This is a genomic window from Marixanthomonas spongiae (assembly GCF_003095375.1).
GTDB lineage: Bacteria > Bacteroidota > Bacteroidia > Flavobacteriales > Flavobacteriaceae > Marixanthomonas > Marixanthomonas spongiae.
On the sequence record NZ_QEHR01000004.1, the window covers coordinates 91,094 to 115,260 of the forward strand.

Sequence of the window (24,167 nt, forward strand, 5' to 3'; positions counted from 1 at the left end):
TTTAAGATAAAATGGCATGGTAGGCTTCCTATACCTACAGGGTTTTAAAAACCCTGTAGGAAAAGATCAATACGCTTTTTTATCGCCCTTTATAGCGTTATAAATGGTTTGGAACACGATTTTAATATCCAAGAACAACGACCAGTTTTCCAAATAGAAAATATCGTACTTAACCCGGTTGATGATGTCGTTTTCGGTTTCCACTTCACCTCGGTAACCGCTTACTTGGGCCAAACCGGTGATGCCCGGTTTTATGAAGTGGCGCACCATAAACTTATCGATACGCTCGGCATACATATGCGTGTGGCTTACCATATGAGGACGTGGCCCTACGACCGACATATCGCCTTTCAATACGTTGATAAATTGCGGCATCTCATCGATACTGGTTTTACGTAAAATACGCCCTACCGATGTAACCCTTGTATCCCCTTTGCTGATCTGGTGCAAATGGGCCATGGGGTTAGGCTTCATGGAACGGAATTTATAACAAAAAAACTCTTTATAATCCAAGCCGTTCCTTTTCTGCTTGAAAAAAACAGGGCCTTTGGATTCCAGTTTTATGAGGATGGCCAAGATTGGGGTAAGCCAAGAAAGAATTCCGATTATCACTATTAATGATAAAATAATATCGAAACTTCTTTTTATAAACTGATTAAACGGTTCGTCCATCGGTATTTTGCGCAATGACAATATGGGCAACACCCCGTAATAGCTAAAATCCAGTTTTTTGCTGTAAATTTCTTTATTGTCGGGCAGAAACTTTAATGTTTTCAAGTTATTGTCCACATAGTCGATCAATAGTATAAGCTCGGGATTATCCAGTTCGGCTACGGAAGAATATATTTCGTCAATATTGTTCTCATTGATGTAATCGATACAGGCTTCAATGGTTGTTTTCCCTTTTCCTTTTAAGTTGAACGTCTTATCCAAATGGTACCCGTACTCCGGATTATCGGAAAAAAACTTGCGCAACTGGTCGGTTTTTTTGTTCAGGCCAATGATCACTACCTTCCTTCGGTTGCCACCTGTCCATAACCGGTATTTTTTTAAGAGGAAATAAATAGTGAACTTGACCACCGTAATACAGGCCATGACCAAAAGCACATAGTTTATTACGGCAAGGGGACTGTGGTTCTCTACATTGAAAATACCAAAGTAGGCAAAAACGATCAAGAAGAAGATGACGAACTGTTTCCCGATGAGCGACATGATTTTTGCTACGTGGGTGAAACGGTATATTTCGTAAAAACTGGATTTTAATGAAAGGATAACCCATCCTAAAGTTACAAAAGCAGTGAAATTGATGATATCATACGTTTCAGAAAAGAAATAAAAAGCCCATAAATGAATGATCAACAGATCAATCACATAACTTAATGGCCTTAAATAGCCCGAATATCGTCCGCTTTTAAAAATCATCTACTTCTTGATATGGTCTGAAAAATTTTTGTGTTCGCTCTTCTGCAAAGCCTCTTTTGAAAAACCTTTAAAGTATTCATAGGTGGTTTTCAATCCTTCTGCCCTAGATATTTTTGGTTCCCAGCCCAGAATTTCCTTTGCCTTTGCAATATCGGGCTGTCGTTGCATGGGATCGTCTTTGGGCAGGGGCTTGAATACGATTTTCTGCTGGGTTCCGGTTAATTTTATGATTTCTTCGGCGAAATCGAGAATGCTGATTTCATGCGGATTGCCAATATTGACGGGTAATGAATAATCGCTCATCAAGAGTTTGTAAAGCCCTTCCACTTGGTCATCGACATAACAAAACGAACGAGTTTGCGAGCCATCGCCAAAAACGGTCAAATCTTCGCCACGTAAGGCCTGACCCAAAAATGCCGGGATCACACGGCCATCGTTTAAGCGCATTCTGGGGCCGTAGGTGTTAAAAATTCGGGCAATGCGGGTTTCCAAGCCGTGAAAGCGGTGGTAGGCCATGGTGATGGACTCTTGAAAGCGCTTGGCTTCGTCGTAAACGCCCCGAGGGCCTATGGTGTTCACATTTCCGTAGTATGCTTCGTTTTGAGGATGCACCAAGGGGTCGCCATACACTTCGGAAGTGGAGGCGATCAAGATACGGGCGTTTTTTTCTTTGGCCAACCCCAATAAATTGTGCGTGCCCAAAGACCCCACTTTCAACGTTTGAATTGGTATTTTTAGGTAATCAATGGGGCTTGCAGGCGATGCAAAGTGTAAAATGTAATCCACTTTTCCCGGTACGTGCACAAATTTGGTAACGTCGTGATGGTAAAAATGAAAGTCTTTGTGCTGAAAAAGATGCGCTATGTTCTTTAAATCTCCAGTGATCAGGTTGTCCATGCCTATTACCTCAAACCCTTCTGCGATAAAACGATCGCACAAGTGAGAGCCCAAAAAGCCTGCGGCACCAGTTATGACTATCTTTTTTTTCATCTTTTAATTTCTTCCTATGGAAACGTAGGTAAAGCCTTCATTTTTAACATCATCAACTTGGTACAGGTTTCTGCCGTCGAAAATGACCGGTTTTTTTAATTTCTGTTTTATTTTACTGAAATCGGGCGTCCTAAAGATGCTCCATTCGGTACAAATCAAGAGCGTATCGGCTCCTTCCAAGGCATCGTACATAGAATCGGCATAGCTTAGGGTGTCGCCAAATTGTTTTTTAATATTGGGCATCGCTTCTGGGTCGAAAACGGTGAGCTGCGCCCCTTTTTCGAGCAATGCATGCATCATATCTATGGCTGGGGCCTCGCGAACATCATCGGTTTCAGGCTTAAAGGCCAGCCCCCAAACAGCGATGTGTTTTCCTTGTAAACCATCTTTAAAATAGTTTTCCATCTTGGGAAGCAGGATTGTTTTTTGTTTTTTGTTCACTTCAATGACCGAATTCAATATCTTAAAATCATAATCTTCATCTTTTCCGGCTTTTTGGAGCGCTTTTACGTCTTTTGGAAAACAGGACCCACCGTAACCAATCCCGGGAAACAAAAACCGTTTGCCAATACGGGAGTCGGTGCCCATCCCGGCACGGACTTTATCCACATCGGCACCTACTTTTTCGCAATAGTTGGCAATCTCGTTCATAAACGTGATCTTGGTCGCCAAAAAGGAGTTGGCGGCGTACTTGGTGAGTTCGGCCGATTTTTCGTCCATGACGATAATGGGATTTCCAGAACGTACAAACGGCGCGTAGAGCTTCTGCATGAGCTCGGTCGCTTGTTCACTGCTGGACCCAATGACAATGCGTTCGGGCTTTAAAAAGTCGTCCACGGCAAAGCCTTCCCTTAAAAATTCGGGATTGGAAACTACATCAAATTTGCAGTTGGCATTTTCGGCAATTATCGCTTTTACTTTTTCGGCAGTACCTACGGGAACGGTGCTTTTATCGACAATTACTTTGTAGGTTTTTATTTTCTTTCCTATTGCTGAAGCAACGTTTAATACATACGAAAGATCTGCCGAGCCATCTTCATCTTCGGGCGTGGGCAATGCCAAGAATACAATTTCGCCATGCTCCAAGCCTTCATCCAATGATGTTGTAAATTGAAGGCGGTTGGCTTCAATATTACGTTCGAAAAGGACATCGAGATGCGGTTCGTAAATAGGGACTGTGCCATTGCGCATGGCCTCGACCTTCTCTTTGTCGATATCCACGCATAGCACTTCGTTTCCTGTCTCGGCAAGGCATGTGCCCGTAACGAGCCCTACGTAACCTGTTCCTACAACTGTTATATTCATCGGTTTGTTTTATTTGTTTCTATGCAACCACCATCCTCTTGGCGATTTTACTTTGTTGAAAAAACCTTAAAAAAAGGATGTTTTTATGGTTTAACGTCTTGGTTTTCGAGTGCAAAAATACAATTTGCTGGCATTTTACCTCTCTTTTATGGTTTTGTTTTCAGCACTATGCGACCTGGACAATACGATGATTAAAATAAACCCAATATAATAGGCGCCAATCTGCCTATGGAACACATTTTCTACCATACAGTAGGCTACCAACGACAGCAATAATGCAACGGGAAGGTACTGGTTCCTGTTTTTTATGAAAAGAGCAACAATCAAACCACTGAACAGCAAAAGCCCTATAAGACCTGCGCTTAGATAAAAGTCCAGGAATTGATTGTGGGTGTTGTACCGGTGGTTTATAAAACTCTTTCTTTTATTGGGGTTGGTTATATGTTCGTAACAGGAAACCAGTTGGTCCTTGGTGTTGTAAAAACCCATACCGGTCCAGTTGATGCCTTGTTCTTTGGCTATATTCCATCCACATTCCCAAGTAACCGAACGGAGTTCCCAGGTCATGGTATTGGACACCAAGTTGGTTAACAGTGAGGGTTGTTTATCTTCCTTTTGGCTAAACCCTACGTAAAACAACGTGCTTAAAATGGCCACCAACAAAAGGAATATGGGGACACGTATGCGTTTTTTCGAACCATACAGCTGTCGCAGTACCAATAAGCACAGCAACAGCAACAATGCTATTTTTGTACTTATCAAAAATAAAAACAGGATGTTGATAATGATATTGGCCAGATAATATTTGTTTTTTGGGTGAAATTTAGGCCGCATCAAACTATAGGACACCAAAATGCTGAGTACTGCCAAAAGCCCCAAATACAAGCGATCTACTAACAAGGCCTCGATAACTTTGGGAGAATCGCCAAAATGAAAATCCTGAAGGGTATTGGTCATTATTACGATATTGATGACCGAAAAGACAATGGCGGCAAAAGAAGAAAAGAGGATGGCCTTTTTTATTTTGTCGAAATCGTGAACGGGGATGTACAGCACAACCAAACCAACGGCGATCAGCACCTTTTTAATAATGCTGAAATCTTCAGCCAAAGTGCCCGAAACTGCCGCATTGCCAATCAAATATCCAAAAAAAAGCACTAATAGTAGAATGAGCGAACGGTCGATTTTTTTAAAATCTTCTTTTTTTATGATAAACGGAAAGGTAACGACCAAAATACCCAACAAGATATTGGGCAGGGCGCGTATGTAGTCTTCAAAAGGGATGGTTACGAACAGCAACAGGTAAACGTACGGGTAAATTGCGGAAAGGAGGATTTTCATATACCTAAGTTACGGTTCAGATTAAAAGCTGAAAGATAAAAAACAAAAATACAATAACCTTGTTCTCGATACTAATTTGTGAACCCTATGGGCCCACAAATTCACTTGAACCGACAAAACAACTAAATAGCCATTCATCGGTTTACTATAATGCCCCAGATTATTGTAGGAAAAAACATTGATTTTCTTACAAATCAATGAACTATCTATGGAGTATCTATGGGGCATCTATGAGGTGCCTATGGGCGTGAGTTTTCTTTAGCGCTGCCATTAAAAAACTTCTCCTTAAAAACCAGCATAATAAACTTGGTATTACCCACTAAATACCGTTTCCACATACGTTTTGGTTCTTGCAGGAAGCGGTAAAACCATTCGAGGCCGGATTTTTGCATCCATTGCGGGGCGCGTTTTATTTTGCCAGCAAAGACATCGAAACTGCCACCAACGCCCATGATGAAATTAACTTTGGAAAGTGCTTTTTTATATTTGTGAAGAAAATTTTCCTTTTTGGGAGATGTTATGGCTACAAATAGCATTTGGGCACCAGAATCAACAATGTCCTTAACAATATCAGGCTCATCTTCTTCCTGAAAATAACCATTTCTGTAGCCTGCAATAATAGATGGGCTGTATTTTTCTTTATAAATATCAACCAGTTTTGAAACAACCTCATCTTTTGCACCAAGAAGATAGATTTTATACTTTTTTTTATGTGCCAGTTCTATTAGGTTTGCCATTAAATCTGGGCCAGCTACACGTTCCTTTAACGGTACGCCCAAAAATTTTGACGCCCAGACCACTGCTTGTCCATCTACATTAACGATGTCGGCGCTATTAATACTTTTGCGAAGGTCATTATCTTTTTGCAATGAAACCAACACTGAGGCATTTACCGCCGCATGATGCAGTTGCCTGTTCTCGACAATGGCCTGCTCTACCAAATCCAGTGTATCTCGCATGGAAAGGTTGTGAATATTGGTGTTTAAGAAACTTATTTTAGGGCTCATGGTGCGTTTACAAAATTCAGCGGCAAAAGTAGGGGTAATTGCATATAAATAAAAGTATTTTTAAGTTACCTTTTTTAAAACAATATAAGCATACCCCGTAAGTGCTGGCACTGGGTTTTTAACAAGCCAATGTGCTTTTTTTTGTTCTAAATAATCTAAAAAGGGCACTTTTTTTCGATAGTAGCCGTGCCCAAAAAAACCGATATATTCTATGACCTCAAAACCCAGTGCTTCAAATCGCTTAATCGATTTCCTTGAAGGTCCGCGACTCCAACTGTAATATGCAGGAAATTTTTCGTGTTGATGCCGATCAGTTCTGGGGTTGAAAAAGTTCAGCAATTTATCGGTGAAGTTTTCTGGTAATATGCGATTTACCAAAAAGGGAAGCGCATACAATGTGGAAAAGCAATGCGCCGTAACCCCGTTTGGTTCCAGAAGATCGTACAGGTTTTTATAGTACGTTTCTCCATCTTTTATGTGTTCGTTGACCATCCTACTGAAAATAAGCTGGTATTTTTCTGAATGATTTTCAGCAATGTCTGGAGTACATAAATCTGCCTTCCAAGTTGAATACACCTTCGAGGCTTTTAATAGTTCTTCACCCGATACGTCATTTGTGGTATATGTGATCCCTGATTTTGAAACAATATCCGGGGTTAGCGTAGGGTTTGCCCCAGACCCAATTTCCAAAACTTTTTGGGCATTGTATGTTTCTATCAGTTGCAGTAACAATTCAGGAGCTTTTTCCCATCCGGGAAATTCAGAGGTATGACGGTACTTTATATTCATTCGGCAAAAATACTCTTAATTAAATAAAAACGATTTTTGTAATTGCAAAGAGTTTAAGCAATACCTTAACTGCTGAAATTATGCTTTTTTAATTTATTCATGAAGTTTTTTTCTGCTATCAATCTTGTTTTTATACAGGTAAAATGCTAATGTAAAATATAAAAGCCAAAAGTATGTAGAAGAATGCGGTAATTCTAAAACAACATTGAAACTTGCCCAAATCGCCACTCCCACTACTGCCAGTAGTAAAAACTTAATTAAATTATTTTTTACTTGCAACGGTCCATAAAAGATTTTTCTAATTGGATAAAAAAGCAATAAAGTCCACCCCCCTAAATGATATAACATAGTTATAAATGAATTGTGGGGAGGGACAAGGTAAATACTTTCCGGTCTTTTAAATACTGAAACAAAACTGTTTACTTGTTGAGCGACTTCTGCGGACAGATATGGGACACCAAAACCATTGCCATATATAATACTGAAGTTTTCCGTGATTTTTGTTAGCAATTTATTCCAATAAAAAAGCCTTGCATCAGCATTTCCATCTGTAAATGATGCTACGAAAAACCATAATGCCATACAGCTCAATATTGCAAATGTTGATATTAAAATCTTGATTTTTAGAGATGCACTTAAAAAATAGAAAAATAAAAAAATAAGTATCACAGCCAAATAAGCAGAGTCGTGGCCAAAGCTCAGTGAAACTATCAATAACAATAAAAAGACCCCTATTTTTATATAACTTTTTAGAAATACAAGACCCAAAGCTGTTGCAGCCATGACCGAGGGAACGGTTAAAGGCGAAAAATAATTGCGTTTCAAGAAGGGGTTTTCTCCGTCACCCAAAAAAATATAAAATACATATCCCAATTGTAACATGACCGCTAAAATGGCTATCGTCACTATTGTTTGTATTAAAATTTGCAATCCGTTTTTAAGCCCTGCTACTGCCCTAAATATAAAATAAGATTGAATAAGGTAACCAAACACCATAAATTGCCTAAGGTATATGTATAAATCACCCTCTGGATGGAATTTAAATATAATTGAGATTCCTAAATAAATTAATGAAATCAATCCTAATATCTCAATAGACTTTAACCTAAAGCCTGATTTAAACGTTATGGAAAACAAAAATGTAACTAAAAGGATTACATCATGGTAATATAGGTGAGAGTAAAATGCACTTTTCGTATACGCCCTGCCTAAAAACAAAAGAAGCAGTAAATCAATGAGGATAAGCCCAATAAAAGCTTTTTCTTTTAAAGTTAAAGAAAGGTAATTAGCTTTAAAAGAAGCTACATTAAACATACTTTGTTTCATTGTTTGCAAAGACCCTTTATTCAAATCAAATATTTGGCAAAATTAAGGATTAAATACTCTTTTGCTTTTAAGAAAAAGAATAAAATATGGTTTTAAAGAAGAGGATTAAATTTTTTTTAAATACTACAATTACCATCTATTATGTCTTGTTGGGTGGGATTGTAACCATTATTAGAGACATCATAAGTTCCAACATAACCATTGGATATAAGATTGGTGATTCCACAAAAATCCCTTAATTCAACGTTGCCATATATTATTAGCTCTTCTACACTATATAAGCTAGAAAGCCAGTCAAGATTAACAAGGTCGCTTCTAAAACCGAAACCGCTTATCCTTAACCTTTCTGTAACCAAACCTAAATTTTTCATGCTTATTGTAGAAAGAGCACTAGATGCATCTATATCTAATACTCCTATCTGGGTAATATTATCTGCGATAAACGTTTCTAAATTATTATTGTTAAATAAATGAATATCAAACACTTCAGATATATTTTCAATATTGATATCACTAATATTATCACAACTAACAACATATAAAGATCCTTCTATTATTGATATATTATTTATGGGCAAGTCGGTTAAACTGGAATTATTTTCGAACCTAACATGTTTCGCTCTAGTCATATTACCAAAATATACTTCAGCTAAGGAATTATTTCCATTGATAAAGAATGATGTGGGTTCTGCCCTATCCTGTAGGTTCTCCAAATTTAAAACCGAAACTCGTGATCCCCTAAGCGTTAAGCTCTTTAAATCTGAAAGAATAGGAAGCCCCAGCGTAGTAAGTTGGTCGTTGTGTGTTATTTCTAAATCTTCTGCTTTAATAAGGCTATTTGCTTCTATTTTTTCCAACAATGGATTGTCTTTTATCTCTAAATTTCCTGCTATAGTAAGATTATTTACTTCTATTTCCCTTAAACTTCGATTACCAAATATTGTAATATTGCCATTTAATTGGGTTAAATTTTTTAAAGCAATAGAAGCAATAGCAGTACTGCTAAAAGAAAACTTATCTTCAACAGTTGTTAAGCCGTCTAGGTTTATCGATGATAATTTCTCAACAATTATCTTACCAGCTTTGGTAATACTTTTTAAATTTACATCAAGATCTAAACGGTTATCAATAATGGTAATTGATATGGGTTCTGATGGGGTTTGTATATTTTCAAAATTTATACTTGTTAGCTGTGTATTTTCAATGTGCAATGTTTTCAAGCTCGTTAAGTTATCTGCCTTGAGAGATCTTAAAGCTACGTTGCGAACAAAAGAAAAAGTACCATTGATTTTTTTTAGGTTTTCAAGGTTTAAATTAGATAGCTTATTGTTCTCAATTAAATACAAATGATCTATTTCTTCAATATTAGCTATATTTAGCTGTGTAAGTGAATAACAATTATTCAATGTGAACGAACCCACCTTAGTTGCGCCAATAGTGATAGTTTCAAAACGAGAGTCAGTAGATTCAAAACCTCCAAGAACTGTTACATTTTCAAAATTTAAATTAACAACCCTAGTATTAATGAATTTTACATGCTCCCGGATTGCTGTTAAATTGTAAAGCCCTTCAATATTCCTAAGAGATTCATTATCATCTAGTTCAATAGTGTTTATAGCTGTAACACCACTAAAACTATTTAGGTTTTCAAGTATTGGGTTTTTGCTTATCAATAAGTTATCAATGTCTGTTAGGTTACCAAGGCCGTCAAGACTTGTTAAAACGGTATTATTTTGGATATTCAGGGTATTAACCTTTTTAAGGGTGCTTAATGAGCTTAGATCATCGATGTCATTTTGGTCAATGCAGCCTATACAGATTGTGCCTTCTACACTGGTGTATCCCATTTTGCCAAAATCTTCTACTTCTTTTTGAGTACGCAATGTTACATCGCCCACATAATTATTTGTAGCGTTTGTGGGATCATCATCTTTATTACAGGCTATAACCAATAATAATAGTAGTGAAAATAATAGTGTTTTTTTCATTGAAAATTATCTTTTATATACTATTCAAGTATTGCTTTTTTTACATCTACTTTTGAAGTAGAATCTATTAATTTTACAAAATAGAGTCCTGTGGTTAACTTGTGTAAGTCTATAAGTTCAATACCTTCTTGATTATCTTCCTGCATTACAAGCTGTCCTAATTTGTTATAAACGCTAACACTTACAATTTTTGTCTCAGAATGTATACTTACAAAACCATTTGACGGGTTCGGGTAGAGCGCTAAACTTGATATTTCATTTTCAATTTCGTTCACACTTAATGGCCCAGCATTCTCATACCAATCTATTGATGCTCCGTACCGATTGGCTGACAATACATCCATTTTATTATCTCCATTAATATCGGCTGCAAACACAGAATTGGCACCATATCTATCTGTTGTTATAATACGTTGAGGGCCAAAATTTCCTTGACCATCCGTGTTTTTATAATATGCCACTTTTGAGTCATTACGCGATGCCGACATTACATCCAAATAACCATCGCCGTCCAAATCATCTGCATATACTGAAGATGCGCCATCGGCATTTGTTGTTATCGTTTTTGGAGGGCCAAAATTTCCCAAGCCATCTGTATTTTCATACCATACAATTTCGTCATCTTCAAATAAAGCTGCCATAACATCAACATCACCATCATTATCAAGATCGGCAGCAGAAACTGAAGATGCCTCATTTGCAACAGATGAGATGATTTTTTGGTTGCTAAAACTCCCTAGACCATCTGTATTCTCATACCAAGCTACTTTGTTGTCAAGTAATGAAGCGGAGAGTATATCTATATCACCATCATTGTCTATATCAATTGCAAATACAGATTTAGCACCACTTGCTTCATTGGTTATAAGATTCGGTCCCCCAAAATTGCCCAAACCGTCTAAATTTTCATACCAAATAACTTTACCAGTAATAAAACTGTAATATGACGCTACTACATCAAGATCGTTATCTCCATCAATATCTACTGCATAAACAGATGTTGGATGGTCATCACTACCATTTAAAGAAATTGCACGTATACTACTAAAATGACCCAATCCATCAGTGTTTTCATACCAGCCTATTTTCCCAAGAGTTACATATGAGGAACAGCCAAGAACATCTATATCACCATCACCGTCAATATCACCGGTATGAACAGAATTAGTAAGAAGAAGATTGGACGTTATGTTATGAGCAAACCTAAAATTACCCTGCCCATCTGCATTTTCGTACCAAGCGAGTTTATCATCACCATAAGATGCTGATAGGACATCTATATCGTTATCTCCATCAATATCTACTGCATACACGGCAAAAGCGTCTTCCACCCGGGCAGAAACAATTATACGGTCGCCAAAATCACCCAAGCCATCCGTATTTTCGTACCATGCCAAACTAAAGTTGCCAAAATTAATAGAAAACGCATCAATATCATCATCTCCATCTAAATCTGAAGCAAATACATTTCCGATGTACGTGTTGTTTAATGTGGTTATTATTTGCTCCGGCCCAAAAGTTCCCAACCCATCTGTGTTTTCATGCCAAACTACCATTCCCGTTAAAGTAGGATATGTAATAGAAATAAGTACATCAAGATCTCCATCGCCGTCTATATCTGTAGGAAAAGCCGATTTTGATGAAGCAGGATTTGAGATTGCTTGTTTTGATCCAAATGTTCCCAATCCATCGGTATTTTCAAACCAGACTGTTTCATTTACCCCAGTACTAGGAGTCCAAGTAATACTAACAATATCCATATCACCATCGCCATCTATATCGGCAGGATAAACTTTGGTGGTAAATCTATCTGTTATGGATTGTGGTAACCCAAAATCACCTTGTCCTGTCGTATTTTCGAACCAAGCCACGTATAAACCGCCTGAGCCAGATATTATATCCATATCGCCATCGCCATCTAAATCTGCAGCAGAAACTGAATTTGCTGAACTTGCTACATAAGTTAATACTTGTTGTGGCCCAAAATTTCCAAGGCCATCCAAATTTTCATGCCACGCAACTTTTGCTCCCCCAGCAGATAAAACATCAAGATCACCATCTCCATCTAAATCAGCCGTATAAATAGCTGCCGGAAGACCTGTTGTTATTGTTCGTATAGGACTAAAATTCCCTAGACCATCGATATTTTCAACCCATGCTAAAATGTTGTTGCCACTATCGCTAAAAAGTATATCCATATCACCATCGCCATCTAAATCGGCAGCATGTAAAGCAGGTGATTCATCAATTTCAGATGTTATAACTTTTAAAACTGCAAATTTTCCATGACCATCGGCATTTTCATACCAGCCTATAACATCATTAGCACTTATTATCATATCTTGATCGCTGTCTCCATCAAGATCAGCACTTATTACAACCCTTGCACCAGTCACAGAGGTGGTTTTATCAATAATTACATGGTTCTGAAAATCAATTTGTGCGTAGTTAGTAAAGTATAGAAAAAATGTGATGATTAAAAAAATATATATTTTCATAATATTGGAATTGGAATGAAACTTCAAGTAATCTAAATATACAGAAAATATTTTCTTTAGATTTTAGAAAGACAAGATAAGGGTATTGAGATCTTACTTAAGACAAGAAATCGCTTCTTCACTCTTAATCTTGTTTAAGTGTTGATATTTAACGGCTAATGTTTAGCCAAGATATCATCAATTATAGTTTCGAAATTTTGAATGAACATTTCTTCTGTATATTTTTCATTAAATTCCTTCTTATTGTTTTCTTTAATAGATTTTAGCTTTTCTGGATTTTGAATTAAGTATTTCATCCTTTCCGCTAAAGCCTCTATATCCTTTTGAGGCACCAAGAAACCATTTTTATTTTCTTGCACCATACTGGGTATGGCACCATTATCTGTAGATAAAACCACCAAACCTGTTTGGTATGCTTCGAGAATGGACAATGGAAAGCATTCATTTTTATAATAGGTAGGAAGTACAAACACATCTGATTTTAAAAGATGTTCATATTTTTTATCACTGTATGCTGGCCCAAATAACTTGACGTTTATCAACTTGTTTTGACTAATGTATTCTTCAAGCTGCTCTATGGTAACATCAGAGGATGGACCTACAATATGGGCTTTAAATTGATTGTCGTACTCTTTTAAACTTCTAATGGCCTGAAGAAACACTAAAATTCCTTTGTCTTTCATTAAGTTTGACAAATAGATAAACGTAGGAATGCTATTGCTTCTTTTGGCATCAAGCCTATTCATATCAATATGCTTGATTCCATTAGGTAAAAAATATGGGGTTTTAGGGTAAATCTGCTTTATATCATCCTTAAGAGCTTCGGCCAATTGTATAACCTCAACGTTTTTAAAAACGAATTTATATATCTTTCTTTTTAGTTTATTGTTTATTTCATTCTTGATGCCTTTTCCGTGTAGATGAAATACAATATTTTTTCTGAAAATTTTTAAGATACATACCGAAAATGCGTCTTTATAAAATGCGAAACCGAGTGGTGAAAGCGTAAAATAGACAAGGTCATATTTATTAGACAGGAGTTTTCCCATCAATTTAAAATATATTGAACATGCTCCAAAAATTTTACCTAGCGAGAAGTTTCCTAATCCTTCCATTTTTTTTGACAATTGGATAGGAATGACATCTATATGGTATTTATCGTTCAACAGCTCACTTTCTGCCAGTAGTTTGTTCATCAAGGAAGCTCCGTGAACCGGTGGTGGCAATTGCACCAAAAATAAAATCTTATTCTTTTTCATTTTTTAATAAAACTAAATAATAGAGGCTGGTAAAAAACACAATTCCTTTATTGACCCCTAAAATATTTTCTGTTATACCGCAAATGGCGATTAATGCAAGTATGGTAAACAGTAAAAAATCATTTCGCTCAAAGCTAATATATAACCCTGAGTCTAAAAAGAAAAGATAGCATAACACACCTAAAACACCTAATTCAACCAAGTAGTTGATATATTCATTATGGGTGTTGAATTTTTTTTGGTAACCAATAGTGAAATTTTTTTTCTTATACATCTCATTCAATCTGTTTTGGGTACACCCCATTCCGCTGCCAAAAATCACATTGTTTTCTTTTACTACCGCAAGTGCAGCTTCCCATTTTGCCAACCGGATGTTTAATGAGTTCCAGTTGGTGCTGTGAATATCATCTTCTATAGTATATTCAAAAACGTGGCCTTTAAACACTTTTGCTTTGTTTAAAAACAACGTTGCCGGAAGCAAAATTGCGAGTGCCAACAGCCCTAATCTTATATAATTTAACTTGTCTTTGTACGTGAAAAGGAAAAACACCAGTAATACAATAAAGTAAGCAACTAGCACCGAAAAAGACTGAAGTAGGTATATCCCCACTGCTAAAAAAGCCAATAGGATACCGATGTAGATTTTTCCTTTTTTTTCGCAATTTTTAAACTTGTTGAGAAATATACTGGAGGAAAAAACTAAATACATCCCAAAATATACCGCATGAAGGTTTAATGGTTTGCTAAATCTATGGTATAGAAAGAAATTTTCGTTTACTAAATTTTCAGGATTGAATATATATAAAGAACCTGTGCTCCATACATTATAGGTTGCCATTAACAAGCAATAAAGCAAAGCCAATAAACATACATAGGCAAAGACATTGAGCAGTTTTTTAATTTGGCTTCTGTTTATATGCAATGTAGGCACAAAAAGGAAGAACAGTATAAATGAAAGGGTTTTCTCCAAGCCTTTGAGTCCATTTGCCAAATCGCAAGAATAAAGTAATGAACCTACAGAAAGAACAAATAGAACAGGAAAAAACAGCCACGTAGTTTTTTTTATAAGTTTAACCCTTTTAATGTTTAAGAGGCTAAAAAATATAAAAATAAAAATAGCGATATTGTTAAGGATCATGGGCAACGGAATAGTAGCAAGAACTATCCCGAATGAAACATAATGTAGTCTATCAATTAAGTTGCTGTTCCACCTCATGCTCTTTAATGTTCAGGTTAATAAACAATTCCAAAAACAATATCACCGAAAAGTAATCAAACCAATAATCCAGAACAAAAAAGCCCAATATTGAAAGCATAAGTATTCTGCCATAAGTCATTTTATACCAATTTTTTATCATATAAAACATATATAGCCCAAATAAGATAAGGCCCATTAAACCAAACTCACCAATTATTTGGTTGTAAAATGAAAAAGGTTGATTGTGGGTGCCATCTTTATATGCGATTGACAATATTTTTTTGTTCCATAAAGGGAAATGATTTTTTGAAAATGCCTCTGATTTATACTCCCAATCTTTAGGAAACCAATCTGTATAATCACCTGCCGTTAAAAATGCTGTTCTAGACGAAAATTTCCCCGCTCCTTCACCATAAATAAAGCTTTTTGGGCTACTTGTCCAATTTTCGAGGGTTTCCCAAAAAGAGATCATTTTTCTTGGTGGATCTACATTACTGCTAAGGTTTTCTGTAAGTATAAGTTTTACGTAACTAATATTAGTAGGAGTTACAACTGTCAAAATCAAAAAAACTATCACAATACTAGAAACAATTTTAATTTTAGTTTTTAGCCCGAAAGTAAAAAAGACATATATTGATGCAATAATCGAGAATATGAATACGCCGCTCATATACGTTGACAACAGCATAGCAATTATGGCGAAAACAACCTTACGATTTCTTTTATACGCATAAAAAACAGTGTAAAAAGACATAATTATCATAGAGATCGATGAGTTCGAGAAAACACCTTTTAAATGATCTCCGGTTGATTGCCCATAAGAATACATTGTACTTGCAAAAGGGTTGAGCGTTTTAGTTGCAAAAATTACACCTCCAAGTTGTACTATAATTATAATGAAGTTTATAATAAAAAAAATGTCTATTAACTTCTTAGTCTTGTCTATATCAAAATTTATTACAATGGTCTTTATCACTAAATAGGCGAGTAAAGCCAAAAACCAAAATAAGAATGCTATTAGGGAATTAAGATTATAGTTTAAGGAATAGCTGTCATCAAAAAATAAGAGAAACTGTGTGGCCGACAAGAAGCATAAACCTGAATAAAAAAGAAACCGTTCATCAATAAGGATTTTATTTTTGCTTAAAAGCAAAATAATAATACCAAAAAAACCCAAAAGAAAAAGCTGAAATACGAGGTTGCCTGATAATAAGAATATTACCAAAAGTAAATAATACTGAATAGTATTTTTGCTCAACATATTATATCTTTAGACTTTAGATTAGTCCAACTTATTAACCTCTAAATTAATTTCGTTGAATTTTTCAATAAACCTATCAGTTCTATTATTTAAGGTCTTTCTTATTTCTACTTTATTTTCGATTATAAAATCTACATTATCAATCAACTCTTTGGCAGTTAAGTTGTGAATATCCAACAAAAGATTTTTTTGCCCGAGTTCATCAACAACACCTTGCGTTTTAAAGCCTTGATATCTAATTGGTAATATTGGTGTAGCAACACTTGCAGCCAAAATACACGAGTGCAAACGTGTTCCTATTAATAGTTCACATTTTTTATATAACGCCATCATTTCGTAAACAGATAAGTCCTTTGTATAAAATTCTACTTTTACATTTTTAGAAATTAAGGCTTTATTAACAGTTTTAATTATATCAATATCGCTTTCACCATGATGTTTTACAGTAACTTGTGGAATAAAGATGGGGGTTAACCCATAATTTTCATGTGCATAAATACACGTTTCAATTATTGATTTTATGTAATTCTCCTTTGCTTGTACTGGATTTTCTGCTTCGGGAAAATTCCAGTTAACCATGGTAATACCTAAATATTTTTTATTAGAAGACAACTTTATTGATAAGGTATCATCTATCTTCTTTTTTAGATAGAAAGCCAAGTCTGGAATAACCTTCGTTTTAAAGTCCAAATCGTACTTTTCAATAAAATTATAACTCACTCTTTCTCTTACAAAAATCTTATCACAGTACGCTAAGTACTTTGCAGCTATTTTTTCGCTTTTTTCGCTCGCAAAACCACCAAAACTCTGTCCCATAATTATAACTTTCTTTTTCAAAAGATGGGCTGTTTTAATTGGTTGAAGGGTTCGCCACAAAAAAAGATTACCTCTTAAATCCTCCCTTTCGTTGTAAATAAACTGTCCCCCTTTTATTAAAATTAGATCTGACTTTTTAATGTCTTGGATAGCCTGAAACTGCTTTCCTCCCAAAATTCTACCTAAAACAGAGCTGAATAAAGATAATTTTAATTGAACCACTTCTTTCGTCAAACGGTAAACCGCTAAGAGGTCATTTATTTTTGATTTGTTTTCAGAGGTATAAGGAGTGGGAAGAACACCCTGTTTTATTTCAATATCAAATTTAGACATAAACCTATTATGAAACAGGAATGCTTCACGATCCTTTTCTCTAAATGTTGAGTGTAATATTATTTTTGAATTTGGGTACTTAGCTTTTACTATTAAGAAACAAGCCATTGTGATGGCCAAGTCTCCCTTGTTTGAGTCAGAATACCCGTGAGTTATTAAAATATTCATTAAATTACATTTAGTTTGTTCCTATTTGTTACAAGTGTTAAAACTCCCATAACAAACAAAAAGGTAATATATATAAGCTTACTTGATTCTATAAAGGAATTTATGACAATAAATAATGCTGAAATTAACAAAAATGAAGATATTGACTTAAAGCGATTAAGTAAAAACTTTTTTTCACTGATTGCAACAACATTTAAAAAGGATAATAGAAATTCTCCAAAAAGGATACTCAACGCAATCAAATACAATTGATTGCCAAAAGTATAGTAAAATACAATACTTGCAAGTATTGTACTCCCAGCTGCCAAAATAATATTTCTAGAGTATTCTCTGTCTTTATCATCCAATAACAGCCTGGCTCCAGTACTTGTTGTAAAAGATGAAACAAACCCTGCGAGGCCAATAATAAAAAAGGTGTTTTGATAAGAAGAGAAGTCTTCGCTAAAAAAAACAGGGGTAATTACATCTAAAAAGAAGGCTAAAGAAACAAACAAGATTAAGCCCCCAATTGTAGCCATTTGATCAACCTTGAGAGCTACTGCTACTTTAGTGAGATCCTTATAAAAACTCTGAACTATTATTTGTCTAACACCTTTGAATATCATATAAAATTTTAAGATTATATATATAATGGCTATTGTTGAAGAGACATAAAAAAACGATATAACGTTTACTAAACTAATTCCTATAAAAAGAAACAAAACACTGGCAATACCCAATCCTAAATGAAGCCAATATTTTTTTAAATTTTTGAGGTTTGGTTTAATAAAATATGAGACTTTAAGGCTACGAGATACTATAATTCCAGCAATAATATAAGATATAATAATACTAACAACATAAATTATAATTAATTGTTCTCTCCAATAAATAGACACTATAAACAGCGTTGTGGCTGGGACTATTACTCTAATTAAAGAAACAAAAGCCCCTAATTCTGGTTTTCCCCTTCCGTAAAGTGCATAATCACCATTCAAAGCAAAAATTGGAGAAAAAAGAAATAAAATGTTCTTGGTTACAATAAAACCACTTAAACTAAAAATTATTAAAAACAAACATAAGGTAAGTCTTGCGGATTGAGTATCATAATACTCTTTTTTCCAGTCATCCATTAATGCAATTTTTCTTGTTGCTGATAACTGGATGCCAAAAGAAACTATTGAAACAATCAATATGATGAGACTATCTATTTCGCCTATAACAGATATAGTATCATTAGATATATTTGTTGACAAATATTTAAGAATGAAAATATTCGACAAATGGGCTACCCCAGTAAATAATCCTACTATTGCAAGTCTTTTTATCATTTAATTGCCATAAAAAACCAATACCGAGCCAAGCATTTTAAGCTATAGAGCCTTTTCGCATACTTTAATTTCAAAACCCGAAATGCCTAAAAGCCCTAAGACAGTAAGAACCATTTTTATGGCTTCGGGACGCGTACCGAAAACAATTAGGTTTTTTTTCTTCATAATCAATTGTTCAAAATAGTTTGGAGGCTTTCTTTCCAGGATTTCATTTCAAATTTCAAAATCTGTTCAGCTTTTTCCGTATTTAGCACACTGTACTTGGGCCGCGCTGCAAAAGTAGGATAATGGTCTGTTTTGGCAAGTTTTATCGCATCATTTTGATGGGAATAGTCGAGAATGGCTGCGGCAAAATCATACCAAGTGGCCTCGCCCGCATTGCTATAATGGTACAAACCGTAGTGTTTGTTTTTTGAAACGATAACCTGCAACAATACCTTGGCCAAATCATTCGCATTGGTAGGGGTTCCCGTTTGCTCTGTTGTGATGGTGATTTCCTCACGGTCTTTAGCAAACTTAAGGATGGTGTTTAAAAAATTATGCCCGTGGGTGGAATACAGCCAAGAAGTCCTGAAAATAAAATAATTAGCACCTATTTCTTCAATGTACTGCTCGCCTTTCAGTTTTGATGCCCCGTAAATGTTGAGCGGGTTTGTGGCGTCGGTTTCCACGTAGGGCGTTGATTTTTTCCCGTCAAAAACATAATCGGTAGAAATGTGGAGCAAGGTAGTACCGGCGGCCTTGCACGTGATGGCCAAGTGCTTTACTGCCTCGGCATTGCTGCTGAAGGCTTTTTCAAGTTCCTTTTCGGCTTGTTCCACATGGGTGTAAGCGGCCGTGTTTATGCAATAATCGATATTGTTTTCTGAAAAATAAAGCGTGATGGCCTCACGGTCTTCCATATCGAGCTCGTGCCGGGAAGCGAAGAAAAATTGCAGGTTGGGATAGGCCTTTGAAGCCTCTTGCAAGCACTTTCCCAATTGCCCATTTGCGCCTGTTACCAATACATTCGTCATAAAATTGCTTCCTTAAAAGTGGGCAGTTGTTGGTCTTTTTCTGAAATGATCAACGCCTCTTCAGGCAGATGCCAATCCAACTGTAAGGTTGCGTCCTTATAGCTGATTCCTCCTTCGGAAGTTTTATCGTAGAAGTTATCGCACTTATACGCAAAGACAGAGGTTTCAGAAAGGGTTACAAAGCCGTGGGCAAACCCTCGTGGCACAAAGAGTTGCTTTTGCTCCACATCGTCCAAGACGATGCTGAAATGTTTTCCGAAAGTTTCCGAATCTTTTCTGATATCCACAACAATATCGAGCACTTTGCCTTTTACCACGCGCACTAATTTACTTTGTGCCATGGGTCCTTTTTGAAAATGCAGCCCCCTTAATACGCCATAAGTAGAGCTGGATTGGTTGTCTTGCACAAAATCGATGTCCAGGCCGGTGGTTTCCTTGAAGGTATTTTTATTGTAGGTTTCAGAAAAAAAGCCCCTTTCATCTTGAAATATGCGGGGTTTTAATATAAAACAGTCTTTTAATGTGGTTTGTTGTAGTTCCAAATCAGTCCAATTGCATTAAATGGTTTCCGTAGCCGCTTTTTAACAAGGGTTTGGCGAGTTTTTGTAATTGTTGTTTGTCAATATAGCCCATTTCGTAGGCCGTTTCTTCAATGGCACCAATTTTCAACCCTTGCCGTTCTTCGATCACTTCCACAAACTGGGCCGCTTGCATTAAAGAAGCAAAGGTGCCGGTATCCAACCAGGCGGTGCCTTTGTCCAAAATGCTCACGCTTAACTTCCCTTGTTTTAGGTAGGCGTTATTTACATCGGTTATTTCCAGTTCCCCGCGTGCGCTGGGTTGTATGTTGCTGGCGATGTTCACCACGTTATTGTCGTAAAAATAAATGCCAGGCACGGCGTAGTTGGACTTGGGTGTTTTGGGTTTTTCTTCAATGGAAAGGGCTTTTCCCGCTTTATCAAACTCCACCACCCCATAGCGTTCGGGGTCGTGCACGTGATAGGCGTAAATTATCCCGCCATCGGGGTTGTTGTTTGCTTGGAGCAGTTCTTTTAATCCGCTTCCGTAGAAAATGTTATCGCCTAAGATGAGGGCTACTTTATCATTGCCGATGAAGTCCTTTCCAATTATAAAAGCTTCGGCAAGACCGTTGGGTTCTTCTTGAACCGCATATTGAAAATCGCATCCGTATTTTGAACCGTCGCCCAGTAATTTTTCAAACAACGGTAGATCTTCTGGGGTTGAAATGATCAATATCTCTTGAATACCGGCATGCATAAGGGTTGACAAGGGGTAATAAATCATGGGTTTATCGTACACGGGCATCAATTGTTTGCTCACTGCCAGGGTGAGTGGATGCAGCCGTGTGCCGGAGCCTCCTGCTAATATGATTCCTTTCATAAGTTGTCTAGTTTACATTTGGCATAGTTAAAACTACAAATCATGGCTAATTGTTTTTCAGTTAAAACAAATCTGAGTGAGTCCCTATTCTAATCAATTTTATGGTCTTGGGGGCTTCTATTTGAAACCAGATAATCAAAAGGTCGGGTTTTATGTGGCACTCCCAATTGTCTTTGTAATTTCCCTTCAGTTTGTGCGGTTTCATGTGTTGCGGAATGCCATTTATCCCGCTATCCTCCAATATATGCAACACTTTTCGGGCGGTTTCAAAATCCGATGCATTTCTTTTGAACACCTTTTTAAGGTCTTTTTTAAATTTAGTAGTCCTTATTAGCGTGTACATCAATCGGTCTCGTTTACAATCTCATCCAAAAATTGGTCTAAATCGTCGATTACAGTAAGGTTCACGTCATTGTGGGCGTCTTCAATAGCTTTTTTAGTCTCTTCGTTTGGAATGTTTCCTACCTCCCGGTACAACAGATATTCAATGTAATTGTTCAGGCTTCGTTTTTGGGCCTTTGCTTTAGCCTTTACCAGCTCTAACAATTCCTTGTCGAAACGCAATGCAGTTTGTACTTTCATAATACACAGTTTGTTTATGCTTGACAGACTCAGGCTTTGTTTTCTTCAAAAGTAACCAATAACAAGGTGCTATACAACTGTTATTTTTAAAGCCTATCTTTATTTTCCAAATACCAAGCCACTGTTTTTCGGATGCCGCTTTCAAAGTTTTCTTCAGCTTTCCAGCCCAGTTCATTTTCAATTTTTGAAGCATCTATAGCGTACCTAAAATCGTGGCCCGGTCTATCGGTCACAAAAGTGATTTGTTTTTTATAGGAACTTTTTTTTGGCTTCAGTTCATCTAAAATATCGCAAATGGTATGTGCGATGTAGAGGTTTTCCCGTTCGTTGCGGCCACCAATGTTATAGGTTTCGCCCAATTTCCCTGTTTCCAAAGCCAAATTAATGCCTTTGCAATGGTCTTCTACATACAGCCAATCACGGACGTTCTTGCCATCGCCATAAATTGGAATGGGCTCGCCCGAAATTGCTTTTCTTATAATGGTGGGAATCAACTTTTCTTTATGCTGGTTGGGGCCGTAGTTATTGGAGCAGTTGGTGGTCACCACCGGCAAGCCGTAGGTGTGGAAGTAGCTGCGCACAATAAAATCTGACGACGCTTTTGAAGCGCTGTACGGGCTGTTGGGCGCATAGGGGGTCTGTTCGGTGAACAATCCTGTTTTGCCCAAGGTGCCGTATACCTCATCGGTAGAAACGTGCAGGAATCTTGCTCTCTTAAAGCTTTCCTTTAGTTTGTTTGGCCCTTCCATCCACGTGGTGTATGCTTGATGAAGGAGGTTAAAAGTACCATTAATGTTGGTTTCAATAAAAGCTGCAGGACCGGTAATGGAATTGTCCACATGCGACTCGGCAGCAAAATGAATCACTTTTTGAAATTGGTGTTTTTCAAAAAGTGATTCTAAAAGGTGTTTATCACAAATGTCGCCTTCGATAAAATGATAGTTTGGAAGCTGCGAAACCGCCTCCAAATTTTTCAAATTACCGGCATAGGTAAGTTTGTCGAGCACAAAAACGTGGTCGTTTGTGTGGGCGAGGTAGTATTGGGTAAAAATAGACCCGATAAATCCTGCCCCTCCGGTAATCAGTACGTTAGTATTGCTCAAAACTTTTTTTTAGATTAGTCTAAAGGATTTTTAACACGATTATTCGTATTAAAAGCTATGCCCTTCGTTTATTTTCATCTTCTTCTTTGGCCAATTTACCAGCATAATTGAACACCCTTTTCAACATTGCAAATACCAAGAAAAGAAAAATCAAAATTAGGGGATATACTATTATTTTGTTCATTAGTATGTTCGGTTCGTCTTCGACCAAAACCGATTTAGTAACTGGGACGCTGATGTCTTTTGAAAACAACAAGTCTTGCTTCAGTTGGTTCGCATCTTCCTTAAACTGAATCTTCGCCCTGACCAAACCTGTTAAATCCTTATCAAGAGTTATTGGGGCAGTTTCTGAACTGGTGGCTTCTGTGGAGTTGTAGCTGTTTAGTACCTTGTCTATTTGTTCAATCGTAGTTTCATTTACAGTAATCAATTCCTGCATATTGGCATATCCCACTTTTTTCAAGTTTTCCATCGCCGGTGTTGTATTAATGTAATCCATAAAACGGTCAATGGTCTTTGGTGTGGCGTTGTGGGCAAGGTACAATTTCATATTATGGTATTTGAAATCCAATTTAAGCGTGCTGTTGAGCGTATTGTCCTTCTCAAACTCATAATCTTCAAATAACACTTCTAGTGTGCGGTTTTCCCTGCCGTACATCGTGGCAATTTCTTCAAAACTCACTACGGGCTCTATCCATACTCCAGTAACAAGCGGGTTTTTATCCCATAAACCGGCCTGTTTCAAAAAAACTGTATCTTGATTGGCAACTTTATCATTGTAGGTGTCGATGGTACCATACACGTAACTTACAGTATTGAAATTAATGCGGGTAAGTACGTCGGCCTCTTTTGGGGTTTTGACGTTTTTCTGTGAAAAATACCCTGCAACAGCCCCTATAATTACGAGCGCTAAAAGGATGATCCAGTTTTTAAGCAAAAACAGGATAAAACGGTAGGCAGCGATAAAGCATTTTTTGAAAAAATTGCCTACCAGCCTAAAGAGATAAAATAAATCTATTTCTTCGGAAGAATTAGTGGTTTGGTTGCTCATGGG

Annotated in this window: 21 protein-coding genes; all 21 read right to left on the bottom strand. The window is 36.7% G+C overall.

The genetic code is table 11. The features are described from left to right. Nucleotides 1-66: 66 nt before the first annotated feature. On the bottom strand, nucleotides 67-1,422 hold the full coding sequence (locus tag DDV96_RS06850) for an exopolysaccharide biosynthesis polyprenyl glycosylphosphotransferase (RefSeq protein ID WP_116694020.1): 1,356 nt from the start codon (nucleotides 1,420-1,422) through the stop codon (nucleotides 67-69). Further along, nucleotides 1,423-2,412, bottom strand: a complete 990-nt coding sequence (locus DDV96_RS06855) for a UDP-glucuronic acid decarboxylase family protein (RefSeq protein ID WP_116694021.1) — start codon at nucleotides 2,410-2,412, stop codon at nucleotides 1,423-1,425. 3 nt (nucleotides 2,413-2,415) lie between these two features. Next, nucleotides 2,416-3,717, bottom strand: coding sequence for a UDP-glucose dehydrogenase family protein (locus tag DDV96_RS06860; protein ID WP_116694022.1), 1,302 nt, complete (start codon nucleotides 3,715-3,717; stop codon nucleotides 2,416-2,418). Nucleotides 3,718-3,852: 135 nt separating this feature from the next. Continuing rightward, nucleotides 3,853-5,058: an O-antigen ligase family protein gene (locus DDV96_RS06865; RefSeq protein WP_116694023.1), complete on the bottom strand. Its 1,206-nt coding sequence runs from the start codon at nucleotides 5,056-5,058 to the stop codon at nucleotides 3,853-3,855. A gap of 239 nt (nucleotides 5,059-5,297) precedes the next feature. Beyond that, nucleotides 5,298-6,065 carry a WecB/TagA/CpsF family glycosyltransferase gene (locus DDV96_RS06870; protein ID WP_116694024.1) on the bottom strand — a complete coding sequence of 256 codons (768 nt, stop codon included), beginning with the start codon at nucleotides 6,063-6,065 and terminating at the stop codon, nucleotides 5,298-5,300. 60 nt (nucleotides 6,066-6,125) lie between these two features. Beyond that, entirely contained in the window at nucleotides 6,126-6,854 is a 729-nt protein-coding gene (locus DDV96_RS06875; protein WP_116694025.1) for a methyltransferase domain-containing protein, read from the bottom strand. Nucleotides 6,855-6,947: 93 nt separating this feature from the next. After that, complete coding sequence (locus DDV96_RS06880; protein ID WP_116694026.1) at nucleotides 6,948-8,180, bottom strand: hypothetical protein; 1,233 nt, start codon at nucleotides 8,178-8,180, stop codon at nucleotides 6,948-6,950. A 116-nt stretch (nucleotides 8,181-8,296) separates the two neighbouring features. Beyond that, nucleotides 8,297-10,168: a leucine-rich repeat protein gene (locus tag DDV96_RS06885; RefSeq protein WP_116694027.1), complete on the bottom strand. Its 1,872-nt coding sequence runs from the start codon at nucleotides 10,166-10,168 to the stop codon at nucleotides 8,297-8,299. Nucleotides 10,169-10,188: 20 nt separating this feature from the next. Next, nucleotides 10,189-12,666, bottom strand: a complete 2,478-nt coding sequence (locus tag DDV96_RS06890) for a T9SS type A sorting domain-containing protein (protein ID WP_133240824.1) — start codon at nucleotides 12,664-12,666, stop codon at nucleotides 10,189-10,191. 155 nt (nucleotides 12,667-12,821) lie between these two features. Further along, complete coding sequence (locus tag DDV96_RS06895; RefSeq protein WP_116694029.1) at nucleotides 12,822-13,925, bottom strand: glycosyltransferase family 4 protein; 1,104 nt, start codon at nucleotides 13,923-13,925, stop codon at nucleotides 12,822-12,824. Beyond that, nucleotides 13,912-14,916 (bottom strand): O-antigen ligase family protein, encoded by a 1,005-nt coding sequence (locus DDV96_RS06900; RefSeq protein ID WP_165805981.1) that lies wholly within the window; start codon nucleotides 14,914-14,916, stop codon nucleotides 13,912-13,914. Before DDV96_RS06900 ends, DDV96_RS06895 begins: the two co-directional genes overlap by 14 nt. Before the next feature lie 199 nt (nucleotides 14,917-15,115). Then, nucleotides 15,116-16,384 carry a hypothetical protein gene (locus DDV96_RS15915; protein ID WP_116694031.1) on the bottom strand — a complete coding sequence of 423 codons (1,269 nt, stop codon included), beginning with the start codon at nucleotides 16,382-16,384 and terminating at the stop codon, nucleotides 15,116-15,118. Nucleotides 16,385-16,405: 21 nt separating this feature from the next. Then, nucleotides 16,406-17,701: a polysaccharide pyruvyl transferase family protein gene (locus DDV96_RS06910; protein WP_116694032.1), complete on the bottom strand. Its 1,296-nt coding sequence runs from the start codon at nucleotides 17,699-17,701 to the stop codon at nucleotides 16,406-16,408. Beyond that, the gene (locus DDV96_RS06915) at nucleotides 17,701-19,011 is read right to left on the bottom strand and encodes a hypothetical protein (RefSeq protein WP_116694033.1); all 1,311 of its coding nucleotides are present in this window, start codon (nucleotides 19,009-19,011) and stop codon (nucleotides 17,701-17,703) included. The genes DDV96_RS06910 and DDV96_RS06915 overlap by 1 nt, the downstream gene beginning before the upstream one ends. Before the next feature lie 167 nt (nucleotides 19,012-19,178). Next, the gene (rfbD, locus tag DDV96_RS06920) at nucleotides 19,179-20,027 is read right to left on the bottom strand and encodes a dTDP-4-dehydrorhamnose reductase (RefSeq protein ID WP_116694034.1); all 849 of its coding nucleotides are present in this window, start codon (nucleotides 20,025-20,027) and stop codon (nucleotides 19,179-19,181) included. Continuing rightward, nucleotides 20,024-20,569, bottom strand: a complete 546-nt coding sequence (gene rfbC / locus DDV96_RS06925) for a dTDP-4-dehydrorhamnose 3,5-epimerase (RefSeq protein WP_116694035.1) — start codon at nucleotides 20,567-20,569, stop codon at nucleotides 20,024-20,026. Before rfbC ends, rfbD begins: the two co-directional genes overlap by 4 nt. Nucleotide 20,570: 1 nt before the next feature. Then, a complete protein-coding gene (gene rfbA / locus DDV96_RS06930) occupies nucleotides 20,571-21,428 on the bottom strand; it encodes a glucose-1-phosphate thymidylyltransferase RfbA (RefSeq protein WP_116694036.1) in 858 nt (285 codons plus the stop codon). A gap of 61 nt (nucleotides 21,429-21,489) precedes the next feature. After that, nucleotides 21,490-21,771, bottom strand: a complete 282-nt coding sequence (locus DDV96_RS06935; protein WP_116694037.1) for a type II toxin-antitoxin system RelE/ParE family toxin — start codon at nucleotides 21,769-21,771, stop codon at nucleotides 21,490-21,492. Further along, the gene (locus tag DDV96_RS06940; protein ID WP_240607685.1) at nucleotides 21,771-22,010 is read right to left on the bottom strand and encodes a hypothetical protein; all 240 of its coding nucleotides are present in this window, start codon (nucleotides 22,008-22,010) and stop codon (nucleotides 21,771-21,773) included. The genes DDV96_RS06935 and DDV96_RS06940 overlap by 1 nt, the downstream gene beginning before the upstream one ends. Before the next feature lie 86 nt (nucleotides 22,011-22,096). Further along, nucleotides 22,097-23,113, bottom strand: coding sequence for a dTDP-glucose 4,6-dehydratase (rfbB, locus tag DDV96_RS06945; protein ID WP_116694039.1), 1,017 nt, complete (start codon nucleotides 23,111-23,113; stop codon nucleotides 22,097-22,099). 55 nt (nucleotides 23,114-23,168) lie between these two features. Continuing rightward, nucleotides 23,169-24,164, bottom strand: coding sequence for a hypothetical protein (locus DDV96_RS06950; RefSeq protein ID WP_116694040.1), 996 nt, complete (start codon nucleotides 24,162-24,164; stop codon nucleotides 23,169-23,171). Nucleotides 24,165-24,167 lie beyond the last annotated feature (3 nt).